Origin of the sequence: Solibacillus sp. NPDC093137 (assembly GCF_050280445.1) — a bacterium.
GTDB lineage: Bacteria > Bacillota > Bacilli > Bacillales_A > Planococcaceae > Solibacillus > Solibacillus isronensis_B.
Genome location: NZ_JBNNVH010000005.1, coordinates 144,597 through 164,465 on the forward strand (window position 1 = coordinate 144,597; position 19,869 = coordinate 164,465).

The 19,869-nt window shown below is 39.2% G+C and carries 19 protein-coding genes and 1 riboswitch; of the genes, 14 read left to right on the forward strand and 5 right to left on the reverse strand.

Annotated elements, in window-relative coordinates; all coding sequences use genetic code 11:
- Nucleotides 1–16: 16 nt before the first annotated feature.
- The 6 genes from ACQKN3_RS15980 to ACQKN3_RS16005 all read left to right on the forward strand — a co-directional run bounded on the left by ACQKN3_RS15980 (nt 17) and on the right by ACQKN3_RS16005 (nt 9,414).
- The gene (locus ACQKN3_RS15980) at nt 17–1,198 is read left to right on the forward strand and encodes an acetyl-CoA C-acetyltransferase (protein ID WP_427713209.1); all 1,182 of its coding nucleotides are present in this window, start codon (nt 17–19) and stop codon (nt 1,196–1,198) included.
- Nucleotides 1,199–1,699: 501 nt separating this feature from the next.
- Nucleotides 1,700–2,932, forward strand: a complete 1,233-nt coding sequence (locus ACQKN3_RS15985; RefSeq protein ID WP_251690706.1) for a DEAD/DEAH box helicase — start codon at nt 1,700–1,702, stop codon at nt 2,930–2,932.
- Between the two features lie 3 nt (nt 2,933–2,935).
- Nucleotides 2,936–4,165, forward strand: a complete 1,230-nt coding sequence (locus tag ACQKN3_RS15990; protein ID WP_251690705.1) for an aminopeptidase — start codon at nt 2,936–2,938, stop codon at nt 4,163–4,165.
- Nucleotides 4,166–4,186: 21 nt separating this feature from the next.
- A complete protein-coding gene (locus ACQKN3_RS15995) occupies nt 4,187–5,050 on the forward strand; it encodes an SGNH/GDSL hydrolase family protein (protein ID WP_427713213.1) in 864 nt (287 codons plus the stop codon).
- Nucleotides 5,051–5,194: 144 nt separating this feature from the next.
- The gene (locus ACQKN3_RS16000) at nt 5,195–6,358 is read left to right on the forward strand and encodes an exonuclease SbcCD subunit D (protein WP_427713215.1); all 1,164 of its coding nucleotides are present in this window, start codon (nt 5,195–5,197) and stop codon (nt 6,356–6,358) included.
- A gap of 2 nt (nt 6,359–6,360) precedes the next feature.
- Nucleotides 6,361–9,414, forward strand: coding sequence for an AAA family ATPase (locus ACQKN3_RS16005; RefSeq protein WP_427713218.1), 3,054 nt, complete (start codon nt 6,361–6,363; stop codon nt 9,412–9,414).
- A gap of 50 nt (nt 9,415–9,464) precedes the next feature.
- Here ACQKN3_RS16005 and ACQKN3_RS16010 read toward each other — a convergent pair whose 3' ends face one another.
- Both ACQKN3_RS16010 and ACQKN3_RS16015 read right to left on the reverse strand, forming a co-directional pair.
- On the reverse strand, nt 9,465–9,596 hold the full coding sequence (locus ACQKN3_RS16010; protein WP_285848937.1) for a hypothetical protein: 132 nt from the start codon (nt 9,594–9,596) through the stop codon (nt 9,465–9,467).
- 68 nt (nt 9,597–9,664) lie between these two features.
- Entirely contained in the window at nt 9,665–9,997 is a 333-nt protein-coding gene (locus ACQKN3_RS16015) for a DUF4870 domain-containing protein (RefSeq protein ID WP_427713220.1), read from the reverse strand.
- Nucleotides 9,998–10,112: 115 nt separating this feature from the next.
- Nucleotides 10,113–10,221: riboswitch (TPP riboswitch) on the forward strand.
- A 130-nt stretch (nt 10,222–10,351) separates the two neighbouring features.
- On the opposite strand from ACQKN3_RS16015, the gene thiT reads away from it, so the two are divergent.
- The 4 genes from thiT to ACQKN3_RS16035 all read left to right on the forward strand — a co-directional run bounded on the left by thiT (nt 10,352) and on the right by ACQKN3_RS16035 (nt 13,507).
- The gene (gene thiT / locus ACQKN3_RS16020) at nt 10,352–10,918 is read left to right on the forward strand and encodes an energy-coupled thiamine transporter ThiT (RefSeq protein ID WP_251690700.1); all 567 of its coding nucleotides are present in this window, start codon (nt 10,352–10,354) and stop codon (nt 10,916–10,918) included.
- Between the two features lie 187 nt (nt 10,919–11,105).
- A complete protein-coding gene (gene map / locus ACQKN3_RS16025) occupies nt 11,106–11,858 on the forward strand; it encodes a type I methionyl aminopeptidase (RefSeq protein WP_427713223.1) in 753 nt (250 codons plus the stop codon).
- Between the two features lie 172 nt (nt 11,859–12,030).
- A complete protein-coding gene (locus ACQKN3_RS16030) occupies nt 12,031–12,873 on the forward strand; it encodes a polyphosphate kinase 2 family protein (protein WP_251690698.1) in 843 nt (280 codons plus the stop codon).
- A 73-nt stretch (nt 12,874–12,946) separates the two neighbouring features.
- A complete protein-coding gene (locus ACQKN3_RS16035; protein WP_427713226.1) occupies nt 12,947–13,507 on the forward strand; it encodes a GNAT family N-acetyltransferase in 561 nt (186 codons plus the stop codon).
- Between the two features lie 61 nt (nt 13,508–13,568).
- On the opposite strand, the gene ACQKN3_RS16040 is transcribed toward ACQKN3_RS16035, so the two are convergent.
- From ACQKN3_RS16040 to ACQKN3_RS16050, 3 genes are all read right to left on the reverse strand, one after another.
- Nucleotides 13,569–14,138, reverse strand: a complete 570-nt coding sequence (locus ACQKN3_RS16040) for a beta-class carbonic anhydrase (protein ID WP_427713228.1) — start codon at nt 14,136–14,138, stop codon at nt 13,569–13,571.
- Nucleotides 14,139–14,302: 164 nt separating this feature from the next.
- Nucleotides 14,303–14,503 (reverse strand): hypothetical protein, encoded by a 201-nt coding sequence (locus tag ACQKN3_RS16045; protein WP_251690695.1) that lies wholly within the window; start codon nt 14,501–14,503, stop codon nt 14,303–14,305.
- Between the two features lie 164 nt (nt 14,504–14,667).
- A complete protein-coding gene (locus ACQKN3_RS16050; RefSeq protein ID WP_427713230.1) occupies nt 14,668–15,903 on the reverse strand; it encodes an aminopeptidase in 1,236 nt (411 codons plus the stop codon).
- 192 nt (nt 15,904–16,095) lie between these two features.
- On the opposite strand from ACQKN3_RS16050, the gene motA reads away from it, so the two are divergent.
- The 4 genes from motA (at nt 16,096) to ACQKN3_RS16070 (ending at nt 19,804) form a co-directional block, all read left to right on the forward strand.
- Entirely contained in the window at nt 16,096–16,896 is an 801-nt protein-coding gene (gene motA / locus ACQKN3_RS16055; RefSeq protein WP_251690693.1) for a flagellar motor stator protein MotA, read from the forward strand.
- Nucleotides 16,880–17,635 (forward strand): flagellar motor protein MotB, encoded by a 756-nt coding sequence (gene motB, locus ACQKN3_RS16060; RefSeq protein WP_008405690.1) that lies wholly within the window; start codon nt 16,880–16,882, stop codon nt 17,633–17,635. Before motA ends, motB begins: the two co-directional genes overlap by 17 nt.
- A 172-nt stretch (nt 17,636–17,807) precedes the next feature.
- Nucleotides 17,808–18,896 (forward strand): carbohydrate kinase, encoded by a 1,089-nt coding sequence (locus ACQKN3_RS16065; protein ID WP_427713234.1) that lies wholly within the window; start codon nt 17,808–17,810, stop codon nt 18,894–18,896.
- The gene (locus ACQKN3_RS16070) at nt 18,896–19,804 is read left to right on the forward strand and encodes a pseudouridine-5'-phosphate glycosidase (protein WP_008405693.1); all 909 of its coding nucleotides are present in this window, start codon (nt 18,896–18,898) and stop codon (nt 19,802–19,804) included. The genes ACQKN3_RS16065 and ACQKN3_RS16070 overlap by 1 nt, the downstream gene beginning before the upstream one ends.
- The last annotated feature ends 65 nt before the right edge of the window (nt 19,805–19,869 follow it).

Below are 19,869 nucleotides of genomic sequence, written 5' to 3' on the forward strand. Positions count from 1 at the left end.
CAAAGGGGATGGAATAATGAAAAACGTATATATCGTAGACGGGGCACGTACAGCATTTACAGCTTTTGGAGGTTCTTTTGCAACAACAGATGCAGTACAGCTTGGTACAAAAACAGCAGTGGAAGCGTTAAATCGCGCAAACGTACAGCCTGAGCAAGTGGACCATGTCATTTACGGGGGTGTAATTACAACAGGTGCAAACTCGGCATATTTAGCCCGTCATATCGGCCTTTATGCAGGTGTGCCAAAGGAAGTGCCAGCATTAACGTTAAACCGTCTTTGCGGATCGGGCATGCAATCTGTCGTATCGGCGGCTCAGATGATTCAGCTAGGTGAAGGGGATGTTGTACTCGCTGGGGGAGCGGAAAATATGTCCCAATCGCCATATTCGAATTTCGAGCAACGCTTCAGCGGTTCAAAACTGGGCAACCTAGAGTTTACAGATATGCTTCAAGCGACATTAACTGACCAGTATACAGGTTCAGGGATGGGCTTGACGGCAGAAAAGCTTGCTGAACAATATACGATTTCCCGCGAGGAACAAGATGCATTTGCACTTCTTTCAAACGAACGTGCAGCAAAAGCGCGTCAGGACGGCACCTTTGCGAAAGAGATTGTGCCGGTTGCTGTAGCTACGAGAAAAGGCGAGATTTTAATAGATCAGGATGAACATATTAAAGAAAGCGGTACACTGGAAAGCTTGGCAAAGTTACGCCCTGCATTTAAAAAGGACGGCTCAGTTACTGCTGCGAACGCTTCGGGAATTAACGACGGGGCAGCATCTGTCGTTGTCGCAAGTGAAGATTTTGTGAAGGAACAAGGGTTAAAGCCGTTAGCCCGCATCGTGTCATGGGGAATTGCTGGTGTAGATCCGACAATTATGGGAATCGGCCCGGCTCCGGCAATTCGTCAAGCATTGGAGCGTGCGAATTTAACAATTGAGGACATGGACTTAGTTGAAATTAATGAAGCATTTGCAGCCCAGTATATCGCAGTGGAAAAGGAACTTGGACTGGACCGTGAGAAAACGAATGTAAATGGTGGTGCAATAGCCCTCGGTCATCCGGTAGGTGCAAGTGGAACGAGAATCATCTTATCCGCTGCATACGAACTGCAACGACGCAACGGGAATTATGCGGTAGCCAGTCTCTGTATCGGGGGCGGCCAGGGAATTGCTTTAATTATCGAGAGAGTTTAGAAACTAGGCGTGCCGGAAAGAGATTTCTGGCATGCTTTTTTGGTGTAGGCGTTTTTATTAGAACAATGAAAAGAGTTATTAGAAGAAATGAGGAGGTTATTAGAACTTCGGTGAACGCTTGAAGTTTATGGGCGAGTTTTTTAGTTCAAATCGTGTGGAAAAGCATACGGTTTAAATTTTTAGAACATTTATACGGGGTATTCGAAAATGTCGGAGCTTTATTAGAAAAAGGCTAGGTGATATTAGAACAAAGCGAACCGAACCGATATTAGCACAACGGACGGATATATTAGAAGATCGCCATTTTATTAGAACAAATTAAAATATATTAGATGATTTCCGAATTTTTTAGAAAAACCCCCAGCTTCCATGCTCCATTTTTCATTTGACACATCGCTTCCTTTTTTCTCTGAAAAGCACTAACCGACATCCCGCCAAATTTCCGCATTAATAACCGAATATGGTACACTAAAGCCAACGAATAAAAGGTGGTAAAACAATATGTCAGCAATTAGCTTATTAAACGAAACACTTCAAAATAAATGGTCGTTTGAAACGACAATGAAAATACAAGAGGAAATGATTCCTGCGATGGTTGAGGGAAAAGATATCGTAGCAGAATCACCGACAGGTTCAGGTAAAACACTAGCCTACACATTACCGATTTTAAATAAAGTAGACGGTAATAAGAAACAAACTCAGGCATTGATCGTTGCACCATCACAGGAGCTTGCGATGCAGATCGTTGAAGTAATCCGTGACTGGACAGCAGGAACAGACATCACTGTGCAGCAACTAATCGGTGGTGCGAACTCGGCACGCCAAATCGAAAAATTAAAGAAAAAGCCAACAATTGTTGTCGGGACACCAGGTCGTCTCAATGAATTGGCACGCCAAGGTAAATTAAAACTTAAAGAAATTGAGACAATCGTTTTGGATGAATGCGATCAGCTTCTTAGCCGCGAGTACCGTGTAGTCGTAAAATCGTTTATTGAAAATGCTGCTTTTGGCCGTCAAGTCGTTGTCGTATCGGCTACGATTACAGAAGAGATCAAGCTTGTAGCAGAACGCTTAATGTTCGAACCGGTCAGCATCGAAATAAAGCCGGAAGATATGGTGAAGTTCGGCAAAGTTGTCCACTCTTTTGTAAAAGTAGATGAGCGGGACAAAACCGATATGCTTCGTCGATTAGCCAATATTGAAGGATTGCGCGGATTGGCATTTGTTAATAACATCGACCAAGTACTAATGAAACAGAACAAGCTGGAATACCGTGATGCGCCGATTGTAGCACTTCATTCAGATATGAAAAAAGATGAGCGTAAAAAAGCGCTGGATGCATTCCGAAAAGGAGAAGCACGCATTTTAATTGCGACAGATATTGCAGCACGAGGTTTAGATATTTCAGGTTTAACACATGTTATTCATGTTGATGTACCAAGAACAATCGAGCAATATACACACCGTTCTGGGCGTACAGGACGTGCCGGTGCAGACGGAGAAGTACTGACATTACTATCGTACAAAGACGAAAAGACATTCAAAAAATGGTTGCGCGATCTTTCCTTAAAAGGTGTTCAAAAAGTATGGACTCAAGGACAACTTGTCGAGGGGAATGCAAAGACAGTAACATCAAAAGCGGCACCTGCAGCGAACAAAGCAACAGAGAAAAAGCCGTATCAAGCAAAGTCCAATAAAAAAGGCATGACTTTTAGTAAGAAAAAGGAGAAATAATTCATGACATTCCAAGAGAAGTTAGAGCAATTTGCAGATTTAGCTGTTCGAATCGGAGTAAATATTCAAAAAGGCCAATATTTATTAATTAACACATCTACGGATACGCTGGACTTTACACGTATTGTTGTAAAAAAAGCATATGAAGCAGGCGCAAGCCGTGTTCATGTAAACTTAACTGATGCCAGCTTTGAGCGTGCTTATTATGAGAATGTTACGGTGGAAGAAACAGCTAATTTCCCGAAATGGGTTGTTGCACAACGTGAAGAATTAATTGAACGTAAAGGTGCACTTCTTTGGATTGATGCAGAAAATCCAGATTTACTGGCAGGTATTGACTCAGAAAAAATCGGAGCACAGCAAAAAGCAGCTGGTGCAGCATTAGTTAATTACCGTAAAGCTGTTATGAATGATGATATTGCATGGTCAATTATTGCTGTTCCTTCCCCGAAATGGGCGGCAAAAGTATTCCCTGATTTACAGGAACAAGAGCAGGTTCCTGCATTATGGGATGCAATTTTCAAAACAGTGCGTATTGGTGAAGGGGATGCAGTAGCAAACTGGCAAACTCATATTGAAAATTTACACGCACGTGCAGATCAGCTGAATAAGAAAAAGTATGCGAAGCTTCATTACACGGCACCTGGTACAGACTTGACGATTGAACTTCCGGACAAACATTTGTGGAAAAGCGGAAGCAGCGAAGCACCTGATGGTACGACATTCATCGCGAATATGCCGACAGAAGAAGTCTTTACACTGCCTGCAAAGTATGGTGTAAACGGCTATGTATCAAATACGAAGCCACTTGTTTATAAAGGTAATATTATTGATGATTTCAAGCTGACTTTTGAAAAAGGTAAGATTGTGAATGTTGAGGCAAAAGTAGGTCAGGACTTATTACAGCAGTTAGTTGCTTCTGATGAAGGGTCTTCATATCTGGGAGAAGTGGCATTAGTACCGCATGAATCACCTATTTCTTCATCAAATATTTTATATTACAACACATTATTCGATGAAAATGCCTCTAATCATTTAGCAATCGGTGAAGCATATCCGACGTGCTATGAAGGTGGTAAGGAACTTGAAAAGGGCCAACTGGAAGCACTGGGCATTAATACATCGATCACACATGAAGATTTCATGATCGGCAGTGCGGAAATGGATATTGACGGAATTCTGGCAGATGGTACAACAGAACCGATTTTCAGAAAAGGTAATTGGGCATTCTAACAATTGAAGTGGGGTGAATAAATGCGAAAAATAATATTTAGTCTTATTTTTTGTATTGTTCTGTTTCCAACGGCAGCATTGGCCAATGAACGGGAAGTTTATATTGCACTTGGCGACTCTTTGGCAGCAGGGCAAACACCTTACAGTCAAATTGATGCAGGTTATACGGATTACATTACTTTACAGCTGGAGAGACATGGTAAGCTCGGGCATTTTTCTAAAGAGCTTACTTTCCCCGGTTACCGTGTTGGAAATGTGATTGAAACCGTTCAGTCTGAAAAGGCTGAACCATTGCTAAGTGAAGCAACATTAATCACACTGTCAGCCGGAGCGAATAATTTACTGCCGCTTATTACACATAACCCGCAACAGGGAACACTCGCTTTTAGTCAGCTCAATACGAATTTCGCGTTAAATGAAGTGCGTACCCAAATGGGAGAGCTGCTTTCGTTAATTAATGAAAAGGCACCGAAAGCGGCAGTTTATGTACTTGGCTATTATTTTCCTTATGTAAGTGTTCATAAAGAACAGGCAGATGGAGCAGTAGAGGCGGTACAGCTATTAAATACGATACTGAAGCAGGAAACTGAAGCAGCAGGTTATATATTTGTAGATGTTTATGAAGCATTTGAACAGCAGCGCACAACATATTTGCCAAATGTGGCGGATGTGCATCCAAACCAGCTAGGGTACCGTATTATGGCTAATGAAATGTTGAAAAATTATAACGGGAATGAAGCACTCATTTTGCCGATCGATGCAATGCCGGCCCCAAACCCGAAAACATTTGAAGAAATACTTCAGCTGCAAAGGGAGTTAGCGGTAGAAGAAGTACCATATATCGCGCTGCATACGCTGGATCAACCGATACCGATATTTGTATAAAAAAAGCATTCCATCAAAAATCTTTTGAAGGAATGTTTTTTTGTTCAATTACTCACTCACAACGTGCGAACGAATATTCGTACGATGTGGTTTTTTTATTTTCCCTCATGTACACTTATAGTTATAAGATAGGAGGCGGTATTCATGAAAATTTTTCACACAGCAGATTGGCATTTAGGAAAAATAGTACAAGGTGTATCGATGACGAAAGACCAGCAATTTGTGCTTGAACAGTTTATCGAAGAAATTAGAAAAGAAAAGCCGGATGTCATCATTATTGCCGGAGATTTGTATGATCGGTCAGTACCACCGACAGATGCGATCCAACTATTAAATAAAACATTGAAAGAAATTTTAGTCGATGAAAAAACACCGATTTTAGCAATCGCTGGAAATCATGATAGCGCTACACGTTTAAATTTTGGCAGTGAATTTATGAAGGCGAGCGGTTTACATATCGTCGGTCATTTAGAAAAGAATATCGAACCAGTTATTATGCATGATGAGTATGGGGAAGTTCATTTTTATTTAGTACCTTTTGCAGAGCCGTCAATTGTACGGGCAGTATTTGATGATCAATCCGTTACATCGCATGAAGCGGCGATGGCGAAAATCATTGAACAGATTAAACAAACAATGGATTATACGAAACGCAATATTATAATCGGTCATGCCTTCATTACAAAAGACGGGATGCCGGAGCCGAATACAAGTGATTCTGAACGCAAATTGACGATTGGCGGGACGGAATGTATCAGCTCAGCATTATTCGAACCGTTCTGTTATACAGCGTTAGGACATTTACATCAGGCGCACTTTGTTGCAAGCGAGAAAATTCAATATTCCGGATCACCACTTAAGTATTCAGAATCTGAAGTGACACATAAAAAAGGATTTTTGGTTGTTGATTTAAAAGAAGACGGATCAGTGGCGATTGAAAAAAGGATGCTTACACCAGTACGGGATATGCGTGTCGTAACGGGAATGCTTGAGGATATATTGCAGCATAACGTAAACGACGATTATGTATTTGTTAAATTGCAGGATGAACATTATGTAAAAGGTGCTGCCGAACTTGTCCGCACTGTTTATCCGAATGCTTTGCATATTGAACGAACGATTGTGTATGCACAGCTTGAACAGCATGCGACAACTATGAACCGAGTTCAAATGGATGATTCGGAGCTGTTTGAACTATTTTACACGGAAATGACAGGCAAGCCTTTAAGTGATGAAATAAAAGAGATTTATACTGATGTATTAGAGCAGCTAATTGAAAATGAACGTGAAAAACAGGAGGTGCTGTAACGATGAAGCCAATAAAATTATCGATGACAGCATTTGGACCATATCATCAAAAAGAAGTCATTGATTTTACTAAACTCCATGAACATGGAATTTTTGTCGTTTCCGGTGCAACGGGCGCGGGAAAAACGACTATTTTTGATGCGATTACGTTTGCACTTTATGATTCTGGAAGTGGAGAGGATCGGGAAAAGTCGCTGTTTTTGCGCAGTGATTTTGCGGATGAAACTGTTGATACGGAAGTCGAACTAGAATTTGAAGTACGGGGTCGCCTTTACCGTATTTGGCGGAAATTTGGTCATGACGGAGCAAGTGCAAAGCGCGAGTTTTTTGAAATTACAGATGGGGTCATTGTGCCCGCTGTGGAGAAGTTTCAAGTGAAGCTCATTCAGTCGAAAGTTGAAGAACTGATCGGCTTAACACAGTCCCAGTTCAATCAGATCGTCATGTTGCCGCAAGGAGAATTTCAAAAGCTCCTCACTTCGGAATCAAAGCATAAAGAAGAGATTTTCCGGAAAATTTTCAAAACGGAACGCTTTACGAAAATGGTGGAACTGCTTAAAGAGAAAAAGAATATTGCTGAAAAGAATTATGAACAAGCAAAGATGCAGCAGGACAATACAATTCATGAAATTCGGTCCCGACTTCCGCAAAGAGAATCGGAATTGTTTTCAACGTTGAACAATGATGTAATTAATCTGTATCAAGTAAAGAGTGCCTTGCTGACAGAACAGCAATATTATGAGGGTCAATGTACTGCTTTAAAAGGTGAATATGATGCATCGAAAAAGGAATTACAAAAGTTAGTTAAAACATTAAATGAACAAAGACTGTTAAATGAACGGATTGAAAAGTTTTTAATTCGGAAAGCGCGGCTCGAAGAATTATTGCAACAAAAAGATAAAATACAAGCGGAACAGCAGAAACTTATACTTGCCAAAAAGGCTAATCAAATAGAACCATTAGAACGTGAATATGATAAGGTGAAACGGCAGCTTGAACAAGCGGAAGTCTCCTTACAAAAAGCAAAGACTGACTATGAACGTGCACAAGAACAACTTCAGCAGGCGACAAATCATTATCAGGAGCAAAAACAGCAAGAACCATTGTTGGATAACTATACGAAATCGATTTCGCAGCTTGAGCAGCTTGTCCCGATTTATCAATCGATTAATACACAGCGGGAAAAGGTGGCAAAGCTTGCAGAAAACCAAAAAAATGCCAAGCAATTATTTGATAAGCTGCAAAACGAAGCATTCTCTTTAAAAGAAAAACAACAGCAGCAGCAAGCCATTATAAATGAGCTGGAAGATGCGACCATTACATACCATGAAACGTATGAAGCACATGCTGCATTAGCACGGAAAATTGAAATGGTAAAAGAAGTGGCTGCAATACAAATAAATGTCGAAACTTTAGCGAAACAGCTTGCTGATAAGAAACAAGTTGCTGATGAAGCACAACAGAAGCTGCAAAATATGGAGCAGCAAATACGCAGCAACCAGGCAGCCTTTCTTGCAGCATCACTACAGCACGGGGCAGCATGTCCTGTTTGTGGAAGCACAGAGCACCCAGCCATTCATAACAGCGAAGCAGTTGTAATTGATGACAATGCATTGGCACAGCTGCGTCATGAAGGAAATCGGGCGATGCAAAGCTTTTACCAGGTCAATTCGAAATTTGATGTGGAAAAGGCAACGTTGGAACAAAAAAGAAGTGCGCTTCAGTTACTTGACGCTGAGCTTTCACAATTACATGAGTATGAACAGCAATTGGCCGTACTGACTGCGCAGTTGACAAAGCAAAAACAGCAGCAGGCACAGCTTATCAATGAAAAGAAAACGATGGCACAGCTTTCAGAAAATAAAGAAGTGCTGCAAGGTCGCATTGAAAAAGGGCAGCAATATGTAATCGATATTGATAAACAATATGCGCAGGAAAAAGGGAAGCTTGAGCAAAGTGAGCAGTCATTATTGCCTCAGTTTTCTAGATTGGATGAAGTAACACAAGAATTGGCGAGCCAGCAGCAAAAACATCGCCATTTGAAACTTGCAATTCAAAATGCACTTGAAGCGATGCAAAAAATCCAATTGGATGAAAAATCTTGTGAAGTAAACCATCTCCATGCGAAAAATCTTGTAACAGAAAAACAGCAGGAATCTCTTTTAGCGCAAAAAGCATTTGAATCAGCATTGGAGCAGGAAGGTTTCGACTTGGAAACGTATAAGACTGTGTTACTGCCTTTAAATGTACAGCAGCAAATTCAGGATGCGGTTGAAGCGTACAAACAAAGTGTTCATACATTATCTGTTCAAATTGCTGAGGAAGAACCTTTGCTCGAAGGAAAAGAACGAGCTGATTTAACAGAATGTGAGCAACTGATTCATGAGCTGAATGAGCAGATCGAGGCACAGTATTCGAAAATGACATTGATCCAGTCCTATGTGGAGCAATGTGAGGAGACGCGCGATAAACTTGACCAATCCGCACAGCAGATTGAAAGCTATAAAGCGAAACTGATGCAAGTCGAACATGTTTATAATTTAATTCGCGGTCAAAATGATGCGAAGATTTCATTTGAGCGGTTTGTACAAATCGGCTATTTGGAAAAAGTGACGCATGCGGCAAATGAACGTTTGCGTGTCTTATCAAATGGCCAATACTTCCTGAAATCTACAGGAAGGAAAGAAGGAAATGCCCAAAGCGGACTCAGCATCGATGTATATGACAGTCATACAGGGCAAACGCGGGATGTAAAAACACTGTCCGGTGGTGAAAAATTCAATGCCTCACTTTCATTAGCTTTAGGAATGGCCGATGTTATTCAAAGTGTTCAAGGAAGTGTGCATATCGATACGATGTTTATTGATGAAGGATTCGGTACTTTGGATGAGGAAGCGTTAAGAAGAGCGATCGATATATTAATCGATCTTCAGCAAACAGGGCGCTTAATCGGCGTCATTTCCCATGTGGCCGAATTAAAAGCAGCAATGCCAGCTATTTTGCAAGTACAAAAGCTAAAAGAAGGCTACAGTAAAACTGAGATTATTATTAAGTAAGAAAAAAAACACATTTCCCTCCAGTTAAAGTGGGAAATGTGTTTTTTGCGTCAACGTTTTGGAGTTCGTCGTGAAGTTGCTGGTTGGGGTGTAGTTTTTTTGTTGTCCATCATTTTTTTAATGATCGGATACACGATTGGTCCATATTTAATTGCTGTTTTAATGAGTTTTTTTAATTTCATTAGTAAACACTCCTTAACGAATACATTTCGTATAAAAAATATACCCAAAGATGGAGCGTTCATAAACATTAACGTAAAACTTTAATCGCTTGAGCTAAATTCCATATCGCCAGGATAAACGTAATAACAACTAAAAAAATAAATCCGATAAAATGCGAACTAATAAAAAAGTCCTGAATGCTCAAGATCAAAGTGTCATTCCAGGAAAGAACGGAAGTGAAAAAGTAAATCATATAAAAAATCCCTAACAGTATCGGTATGAGTTGGGTAATAAAAGCTTTTTTAGAATGGCCTTTAACGGCATCATCTTTCGTAACAATAAATATAATTAACGGTAAAATAAACGGTGCAAAATAAAAGCTCAAATAGCTCAGTGCACTTAAACCTTTCGATTGATCCATTATTTATCACTCCTTCGTATCTAGTATATGTAATTCTATTACGTTTCAAAATAATAGCTGTTGAAAGTTGTAAAAATATTCGTTACAATGAGCATGTTCAAACAATAAAAATTAGATGTACCACAAGGGGTGCCGAGAAAGTCGGCTGAGATTGTGCACGGGATTGCACTGACTCTTTGAACCTGTAAGTTAGCACTTGCGTAGGGATGTGGATAGAATCCGACTGTTCAAACGATAGTCAGGCTTTTGTCCTGATTATCGTTTTTTACTTTTTCTAAATACCTAGAAGAAGTAAAAGTTCCATTCTATCCCTCTTCACTTTTGTTACATCGGATAAAAGAAAGGGGCATTGTTATGGACAGAAAGAAATTATTGATGATGGTGGAGATAGCGATATTTGCTGCCATCGGACTTGTGTTGGATCAAGTATCATTTAAAATGTGGGCACAAGGCGGGTCAATCAGCTTTGTTATGGTACCGATCATGTTAATGGCCATTCGTTGGGGATTAACAGCAGGACTTGCAACAGGCTTGCTGATCGGCGTGATGCAAATGATGTTCGGTGCATACATTGTACACTGGCTTCAGGCTATTTTAGATTACGGTCTTGCATTTACAGTAGTAGGGTTAGCGGCAATTGTAAGAAAGCCGTTATTAGAGGCTGCACAATCGCTCAATAAAGTGAAAATGGCATTTTATATCGTCATTGGGGCACTTATAGGTGGTGCTTTAAGATTTGTATCGCACTTGCTTGCAGGTGTCGTGTTCTTTAAAGAATATGCAGGCGATGATAATGTATGGGCCTATTCAATTATCTACAACAGTACTTATATGGTACCTGCTACTATACTTACGGCAATTATCGCAGTTGTTTTATTCACATCTGCACCTCGTTTACTGCAAAAAGTAAAAACAACATAACGAATAGAAAACTCAAAGCTTGCAGTGAGGAATACTTTTCCTGCTGCAAGTTTTTTCATATTAATAGTAGAAAGTTGTACTAAATTAGTAATTAAACGGCAAATTTTAAAATCCTTGAACAATTACAACCGATTTTAAGTATGCTATAGTTAAGGATAGACATTGTTTAAGAGGAAGGAAGTTACACATGATTGTTACTACTCAAGAAGAAATCCAGGCGTTTAAAAAAATTGGACGCATTTGTGCTGAAATTCGTGAGGCGATGAAAGCTGCGACAGTACCTGGCGTGACAACGAAAGAATTAGATGAAATTGCAGGCCGTATGTTTGCGGAAGCAGGCGCGGTTTCGGGTCCTAAAGGTGAATACGATTTTCCGGGATATACATGCATTTCAGTAAATCACGAAGTTGCACATGGTATTCCAGGTAACAAGGTTATTCAGGAAGGCGATATCGTAAACATTGATGTTTCGGGCTCTTTAAACGGGTATTTTGCAGATACAGGTATTTCATTTGTTGTTGGTGAAGGTTATGAAGATAAAGAAAAACTTTGCACTGTAGCAAAATCAGCATTTGATCGTGCAATGACAAAGGTGAAAGCAGGTTCAAAATTAAATCAAATCGGTAAAGCAGTAGAGCGTGAAGCACGTGAACACGGGTTGACAGTAATTATGAACTTAACAGGTCATGGCTTAGGTAAATCATTACACGAAGAGCCAAACCATGTATTGAACTATTATGATGCTTGGGATACAACAATCATGAAAGAAGGCATGGTGTTGGCAGTAGAGCCGTTTATTTCGGCGAAGGCTGAGCATATCGTAGAATCAGGTGACGGCTGGACATTCATTACACCGGACAAATCATTAGTTGCCCAAATCGAACACTCGATTATCGTAACTAAAGACAAACCGATTATTTTAACAACATTAGAAGATTAAGTTATAAACGTGGGTGCATATATAAGTGCGCCCGCTTTTTTTTGTTCTATCAAAACAAGGCTTCAACATAAAATAATCAAACGATTCAAATAAATGACTGCAACAATTACCAATTCCATGCACTTTCAAGTAAAATATACATAAATAACCGGAGTAGGGGAGGCAGCACTATTTGAAAAAGCTAAAAGATATGGATTTATCGCAAAAACTGGAGAAAGAGGTCTATAAGAAGCAATTGAAAGCTTTACAATACGAAATGCTAAACGCCCAGCAATTTTTATTCAACAATAAAATAGGCCTTATTATTGCATTTGAAGGTATGGATGCAGCGGGCAAAGGGGGAGCGATCAAGCGCCTAACTGAACGTATCGATCCGCGCGGGTTAATGGTATGGCCCATCTCAGCCCCGCAGCCCCATGAAATGCGGTATCATTATATGCAACGTTTCTGGAGAAAGTTGCCGCAGCATGGCCAAATCGCAATTTTCGACCGTTCCTGGTATGGGCGGGTACTTGTGGAGCGCATAGAAGGATTTGCTGAAGAGACAGAGTGGAAACGCGCTTATGAAGAAATTAATAGCTTTGAGAAACAATTGACAGATGAAGATTATATAATGATTAAATTTTGGATCCATATCGATTCCGATGAACAACTTAAACGTTTTAATGAAAGAGCAGCCGATCCGTATAAATCATGGAAATTGACGGCTGAAGATTGGCGGAATCGTGATAAATTTGATTTATATTGTGAGGCAGCCGATGAAATGTTCGAAAAAACCAATTCGGAAGACGCCCCTTGGCACTTAATAGCAGGGAACGACAAAAACTATGCACGTGTTCAAGTACTAAAAGAAACAGTTGCCCATATAGAAAAAGAAGTTACAAAACGGGGCATGAAGCTTACGAACATTTTCGAAAAAGGTAATGAAACAGCTCCAGATAAAGAAAAAACGGAATTTATAGATATAAAGCCAAAGCCTGTAAAATCAAAAAAGAAAAAGTTGAAAAAACGGTAGGCGAGCTTTGAAATGAAATGAAGGTGGTTCAATGAAAAGCTTATTCAAGCTATTTCACAAGAAGGAGGGTCCAATGGTTCAACTTATTGGGCAACAATGTTCGCTTCGCACATTCACCCCGTCCGATGCGAAAGGATTGGCAAAATTACTAAGAGACAATAAAATGTATTGGTCCGAATTTGAACCATTACATCGAGATGAATTTTATACGGAACAAGTACAGTATAATAAAATTTTGGAAAGCATACATTTGCTGCAAACAAACCGTGAATTTTCTTTCGGGATTTTTTACAATGCAACAGGTCAATTAATCGGACATATTTCACTCTACTCAATTAAACGTTTACCTTATTCAAGTGGTTATATCGGCTATTCAATGGATGAGAATTTCACAGGTAAAGGAATTGTTACAGAAGCGGTACGTATAGTAATGGAATTCGCTTTTATTACATTAAATCTTCACCGAATAGAGGCATATGTTGCACCACAAAATTCAGCTTCGATTCGTGTATTGGAAAAATCGGGTTTTACAAGAGAAGGATTATTGCGAGAGCTTTTGTATATAAACGGTAAATGGGTCGACCATTATATGTACGCCATTTTGCAGCGGGAATATAAAGGGACGACAATATAAAAAAGCGACAGTGCTCACTCCAGTAGTTAATTAAAGGGCACTGTCGCTTATTATTTAAATTTTATTTTTGGTCAACTGTGCCGTCCGTTACTAAATCCAGCTTTCCTGTTGCAGGGTCGATAATAAGACCATGTATAGGAACACCTTTTGGCATTAGTGGATGTGTTCTAACTAAATCAACACTTTTTAATACACTTGTTTCAACATCCCCAAAACCGCATAACCATTCTTTTAAATCAAATCGAGCGTAATTGATGACATCAATCGTTTCCTGTTTAACCCCTCGTTCAAGCATATGACCGATCATTACGTTCGGATCAACTGCACTCATCCCGCAGTCGTAGTGGCCGATAATATAGACTTCATCCGCCTGTAATTCATAAACTGCTACAAGTAAGCTACGCATAATCCCGCCGAACGGGTGATTTACGATTGCCCCTGCACTTTTTACAACTTTTACATCCCCATTGCGCAAATTCATTGCTTTTGGTAGTAATTCAACTAAACGTGTATCCATACAAGTTAAAACAACAATTTTTTTATCAGGATATTTTGTTGTAGCATACTGCTCATATTGTTTTTCATCTACGAATTTTCCGTTAAACTCTAAAATTGTTTGTAATGCAGACATTTGTTCTTCAAACCCCTTTCGATTCTATTATATTTTAAAATATTTTTTAGATAATTCAAACAAATGCGCATTAATAAAGTTAAATTTCTACTAAATAGAGAGAAGTATAGCAAAAATCCGCTACCCACAAAAAACAACCACCCTATGAGTGGTTGTAAAAAACTTTAATGATGATGGTGGCCATCCAATGATTTTTCGTTTGGCGCAAATGCGTTTGCCTTTGAATCTACTATAACAGAGTCGTGTGATTGTAAACCAATACGTAAGTACATAATAAACATAAATAAGAATACAAGAAGTATTACCGTAAATCCTAACACTATCGTATAAAAGTCAGATAAGAACGGATAATGGTGATCAAACATTATAAAAACTCCTCTCTATTTTAGTGATAACAATCATTAACCAATTATAACCTAATAAATTGGAACATTGTAGGGTAATTTAGTTAGTTAATGTAGAAAAAAATGTAAATATGGCGACATCTTGAAATTTTATTTATCTGTAAAAGAAGGATGCGATACAGCTGTTAAAATGCCCAATTCCCATTACGGAAAACGGCTTCAGCTTGTCCATCTGCTGTAATTCCGTCAATATTCATCTGTTCAGAGCCGATCATGAAGTCGACATGTGTAATACTTTCGTTTAAACCGTTAGCTTTTAACTCATCACGAGACATTGACTTTCCGCCTTCGATACAAAATGCATAGGCGCTGCCGATTGCCAAATGGTTTGATGCATTTTCATCGAATAATGTATTGTAAAATAAAATATTCGACTGTGAAATTGGAGAATGGAATGGAACAAGTGCCACTTCCCCTAAATAATGTGAGCCCTCATCTGTAGCAACTAGATTTTTTAACACTTCTTCACCTTGCTCGGCCTCTACTTTAACAATGCGCCCATTTTCAAATGTGAGTTTGAAGTTATCGATAATATTACCGCCATAGCTTAATGGTTTTGTACTAGATACATACCCGTTTACACCATCTTTATGCGGTACTGTGAAAACTTCTTCAGTCGGCATATTTGCCATGAACTCTTCGCCTTTTTCATTGACGCTGCCTGCTCCACACCATAAATGTCCTTTAGGAAGCTCGATCGTCAAGTCCGTCCCAGGTGCTGTATAATGCAATTTCGCATAATTTTTATTGTTTAAGTAATCAACTTTTTCATGCAAGTTGTCATTATGCTGTGCCCAAGCTTCTACCGGGTTATCCAAATCCGCACGTGTCGCTTTAAAGATGGCATCCCATAATGCATCTACCTGCTTTTCTTCCGGTAAATCCGGGAATACTTTGCGAGCCCATTGTTTTGATGGAGCTGCAATAACAGTCCAGCTAATTTTATCCGACTGAACATATTGACGGTACTTGTTTAATGCAGTGCCTGAAGCCTTCTGGAATGCTGCAATTCGTTTTGAATCAATCCCCGACAGTAAATCCGGACTTTGAGATACGATGCTCATAAATGCCGCTCCTTCTTCAGCAAGCCATTCACGCTCCTGTACTTTCCATGGCGGGAAGAAATCGAAAGAATCTTCAGATGCCAACTCATAACGAGTACGTGTAATTTGATCATCTGTATAATCTACAAAAACTTGTTTAGCGCCAACTTCATAAGCGATTTTTGTCACTACTTGTACAAAAGGTGCCGATTCGATAGAAGCTGCAATATACAAATATTGATTTGGTTGAATATTAACCCCGATTTTTACTGCCAGTTCTGCGTATTTCGTTAAATTTGCTTCGAACATAGAATTCATTGATTCATTCCTCCAATAATTATCTTAAGAATTAGTTAATTCCCAACGCATTAATAGTCATATTCAAGCTTAGAAAAGAACAATAATGTGTCAAAAACAAAAAAATCTTCTTATAACTAGTGTAAAGGAAGTTAATAAAAATTTAAATATACCGAAATAAAGAAAAGACATCGTAATTTGGAGGTACTATATATGGATATATCATCAGTTGTTGGGGTTATCATCGCCTTTATCGCCCTGTTAGTCGGGATGTTCTTAAAAGGCGTTACACCGGAAGTGTTAATAAACCCTGCTGCGATTTTAATTATTATTTTCGGTACGATTGCTGCAGTTACAATCGCTTTCCCGATGAAGGAACTAAAAAGGGTTCCAAAGCTTTTTAAAATTTTATTTTCAGAAACAAAACTCGCAAGTGATATCGACTTGATTAAAATGTTTTCACAATGGGCAGATTTGGCTCGTCGTGAAGGACTATTGGCATTAGAAAGCAAAGCAGCTGAAATTGAAGATCCGTTTTTAAAAAATGGTTTAACATTAGCGATTGATGGTCAAAACGCAGACTATATTCGCGATGTATTAACAGAGGAAGTTGAAGCGCTGGAAGATCGCCATGCAAGTGGTGCAGGCATTTTCTCGCAAGCAGGTACATATGCACCGACACTTGGAGTATTAGGTGCTGTAGTAGGTCTTATTGCCGCATTAAAGGACATGACCGATATTGATAAATTAGGACATGCCATCTCAGCGGCCTTTGTTGCAACGTTATTGGGTATCTTCACTGGTTACGTTTTATGGCATCCATTTGCCAACAAGCTAAAACGCAAATCTGCTGTAGAAGTTAAGCAAAAGCTAATGATGATTGAAGGGATTTTATCCGTACTTGAAGGTGAAGCGCCTCGTGTAATCGAGCAGAAGCTGGCTTCATACTTAACGATGGAAGAACGTAAGCAAATTACCGAAAGCGGGGCGGGTGGCCTTGGCAAAGAAGCGTAAAAGACATAAAAAGCATGAGGAGCATATTGACGAGTCCTGGTTAGTACCTTATGCAGATATATTAACGTTATTATTAGCGTTATTTATTGTACTATTTGCATCAAGCTCAGTGGATGAGAAAAAATTGGAGCAAATGTCTGCAGTATTTAATAATATTTTTACCGGTGGCACAGGTGTAATGGACAACTCATCTATCATACAAACACCGGATAACTCTACACCAACAGGTATCTCTAAATATATGGAAGATCAGCAACGCCTACATGAAACGCAAAACCGTGTGGACGAGTTTATTGCGATTAATGAGCTGGAAGACCAGTTTGAAACGAAAATGACAGAAGAGGGATTATTAATTACCATCCGGGACAGTATTTTATTCGATATGGGACGAGCAGATGTGAAAGCGGAATATGCAACAATTGCTGACGAGCTTGCTCAATTATTAATGTTTGATCCACCGCGTAATATTGTCATCACTGGTCATACAGATAATGTACCGATTAAAACACCTGAATTTGATTCCAACTGGGATCTGTCTGTAATGCGTGCAGTAAACTTCATGAAAGAAATCGTTTCGGGAAATGAACAACTTGATTCCAAATACTTCAGTGTAAAAGGTTTCGGAGAATTCCAGCCGATAGCTACGAATGATACTCAAGAAGGCAGAGCCAAAAACCGCCGTGTTGAAGTGCTCGTACAGCCACGTATAGCAGAAAATGGCGATGTAATAGTAGAATAGCAAGAAAGCTGTTTGGAAGGGAAACCTTCTGAACAGCTTTTTTATTATGTCACAGCTCATAAAAGAAGAAAGTACTTCCATACTACGCAAGACGAAAAATTTAATATTAATTTGACATTTAATAAACAAAAGTTTATAATTATAAACAAATGTTTGATTAGAGGTGATAAAGTTGAATGAAAAGGAAAAATTGATTTTCCAATTAATAAAGAAGAATCCCTACTTATCACAACAGGAAATGGCAGAACAACTGGGAATGTCCAGGCCAGCGCTTGCTAATATGATTTCATCGCTTATAAAAAGAGGGGAAATTTTAGGACGTGCGTATGTTTTGCCAGAGAAAAATCAAATCATTGCAATTGGTGGTGCCAATATCGATCGTAAATTCACTATTGAGCAAAATGTCCAATTAGGGACTTCCAATCCTGCTTCTGTTACAGAATCGGTAGGCGGTGTTGCCCGCAATATCGCTGAAAACTTAGGGCGGTTAGGCAACCGTGTTTCCTTAATTACTGTAATGGGTGAAGATCATGATAGTGCATTTATTGAACAAAATTGTAAGAGTATGATGAATGTGGATTTAGTAGAGAAATTAAACGATTATAATACAGGTTCTTATACAGCAGTACTTGATAATATGGGTGAACTGGTAATATCGATGGCAAATATGGCGATTTATGATCAGTTGTTGCCGAGTGTTTTAAAAAAGCACGAAGCAATATTACAAAATGCCAGCTGTATTGTCATTGACTTAAACAGCCCATTAGAAACAGTAGAATATATTAGGAATTTCGCAATAGAGCGTAATATCGCATTGGCGGTTATCCCTGTTTCTTCACCTAAGATGAAAAATATGTCGCAGGATCTGCACGGTATCCGTTACTTTATTTGTAATCGAGATGAAGCGGAAAGCTATTTAAATGTGAAGCTGGAAACATATAGCCAATATGAAAAGGCTGTTAACATGTTGTTGCAAAAAGGAGCGGAGCATGTTGTGCTCACTCTTGGCGAACATGGAGTAATGGTGGGGAACGAAGGTAATATAGTACACTACAAAGCCATTGCAACTAGAAATATAGTAGATGTTACAGGTGCCGGAGATGCTTTTGTCAGTGCATTTTTACATGGTGTATTAAACGATGAAGAGCTTGAAGAAGCAATCCAGCTCGGGTTGGTAAATGCATCGAAAACATTGCAATCGGATAAAACAGTACGTGAAGATTTAACAAAAGATAACTTACTTGAATGGAGGAATTTATAATGAAACAATATTTATCATATTCACAAGAGGTATTAGAAGCTAAAGAGAAAGGCTTACCAATCGTAGCGTTGGAATCAACAATTATTTCACACGGTATGCCATATCCTCAAAATGTACAAACAGCTCGTGAAGTGGAACAAATTATACGTGATGGCGGTGCAGTACCGGCAACAATCGCATTAATCGATGGGAAAATTAAAATCGGTTTATCTGATGAAGAATTAGAAATGTTCGGTAATGCTCAAGGTGTAGCAAAAACAAGCCGTCGTGATATTGGCTATTTACTTGCAACAAAGAAAATCGGTGCAACTACTGTAGCGGCAACAATGATCTGTGCTGAGCTTGCTGGTATCGAATTATTCGTAACAGGCGGTATTGGTGGGGTTCACCGTGGCGCTGAAACTACAATGGATATTTCTGCAGACTTGGAAGAGCTGGCAATGACAAATGTGGCTGTAGTATGTGCAGGTGCCAAATCAATTTTAGACATCGGCTTAACATTGGAATACCTTGAAACTAAAGGTGTACCGGTAATTGGTTACGGAACAGATAAATTGCCTGCATTCTATGCACGTGAAAGTGAATTCGATGTAAATATCCGCGTTGATTCTGCAGAAGAAACTGCTGCAATTCTACGTGCTAAGTGGGATTTAGGTTTACGTGGCGGTGCATTAATCGCTAATCCGATCCCAGTAGAAGATGCTATGGAATCAAGTGTTATTGACGGAATTATTGACAATGCATTAAATGAAGCGAAAGAACAAGGCATCGCAGGCAAAAATGTAACGCCATTCTTATTAGGTAAAGTGAAAGAGCTGACAGAAGGTAAATCACTGGATGCCAATATTGCCCTTGTTAAACATAATGCCCGTGTAGGTGCAAAAATCGCTGTCGAATTAAATAAATAATTAATATTTCCTGGGGAATAGGGAATAAAAAAAGAAGCTTGTCGAATAATCGATGAGCTTCTTTT

Bases quoted from the DNA above. Each gene is read 5' to 3' on its own strand.
- ACQKN3_RS16040 (WP_427713228.1), bottom strand. From the start codon at position 14,138: ATGTCTGCATTACAAACAATTTTAGAGTTTAACGGAAAATTCGTAGAT.
- ACQKN3_RS16045 (WP_251690695.1), bottom strand. From the start codon at position 14,503: ATGTTTGATCACCATTATCCGTTCTTATCTGACTTTTATACGATAGTG.
- ACQKN3_RS15995 (WP_427713213.1), top strand. From the start codon at position 4,187: ATGCGAAAAATAATATTTAGTCTTATTTTTTGTATTGTTCTGTTTCCA.
- motA (WP_251690693.1), top strand. From the start codon at position 16,096: ATGGATATATCATCAGTTGTTGGGGTTATCATCGCCTTTATCGCCCTG.
- ACQKN3_RS16005 (WP_427713218.1), top strand. From the start codon at position 6,361: ATGAAGCCAATAAAATTATCGATGACAGCATTTGGACCATATCATCAA.
- ACQKN3_RS16070 (WP_008405693.1), top strand. From the start codon at position 18,896: ATGAAACAATATTTATCATATTCACAAGAGGTATTAGAAGCTAAAGAG.
- ACQKN3_RS15990 (WP_251690705.1), top strand. From the start codon at position 2,936: ATGACATTCCAAGAGAAGTTAGAGCAATTTGCAGATTTAGCTGTTCGA.
- ACQKN3_RS16000 (WP_427713215.1), top strand. From the start codon at position 5,195: ATGAAAATTTTTCACACAGCAGATTGGCATTTAGGAAAAATAGTACAA.
- thiT (WP_251690700.1), top strand. From the start codon at position 10,352: ATGGACAGAAAGAAATTATTGATGATGGTGGAGATAGCGATATTTGCT.
- ACQKN3_RS15980 (WP_427713209.1), top strand. From the start codon at position 17: ATGAAAAACGTATATATCGTAGACGGGGCACGTACAGCATTTACAGCT.
- ACQKN3_RS16010 (WP_285848937.1), bottom strand. From the start codon at position 9,596: ATGAAATTAAAAAAACTCATTAAAACAGCAATTAAATATGGACCAATC.
- ACQKN3_RS16015 (WP_427713220.1), bottom strand. From the start codon at position 9,997: ATGGATCAATCGAAAGGTTTAAGTGCACTGAGCTATTTGAGCTTTTAT.
- ACQKN3_RS16050 (WP_427713230.1), bottom strand. From the start codon at position 15,903: ATGAATTCTATGTTCGAAGCAAATTTAACGAAATACGCAGAACTGGCA.
- ACQKN3_RS16035 (WP_427713226.1), top strand. From the start codon at position 12,947: ATGGTTCAACTTATTGGGCAACAATGTTCGCTTCGCACATTCACCCCG.
- map (WP_427713223.1), top strand. From the start codon at position 11,106: ATGATTGTTACTACTCAAGAAGAAATCCAGGCGTTTAAAAAAATTGGA.
- ACQKN3_RS15985 (WP_251690706.1), top strand. From the start codon at position 1,700: ATGTCAGCAATTAGCTTATTAAACGAAACACTTCAAAATAAATGGTCG.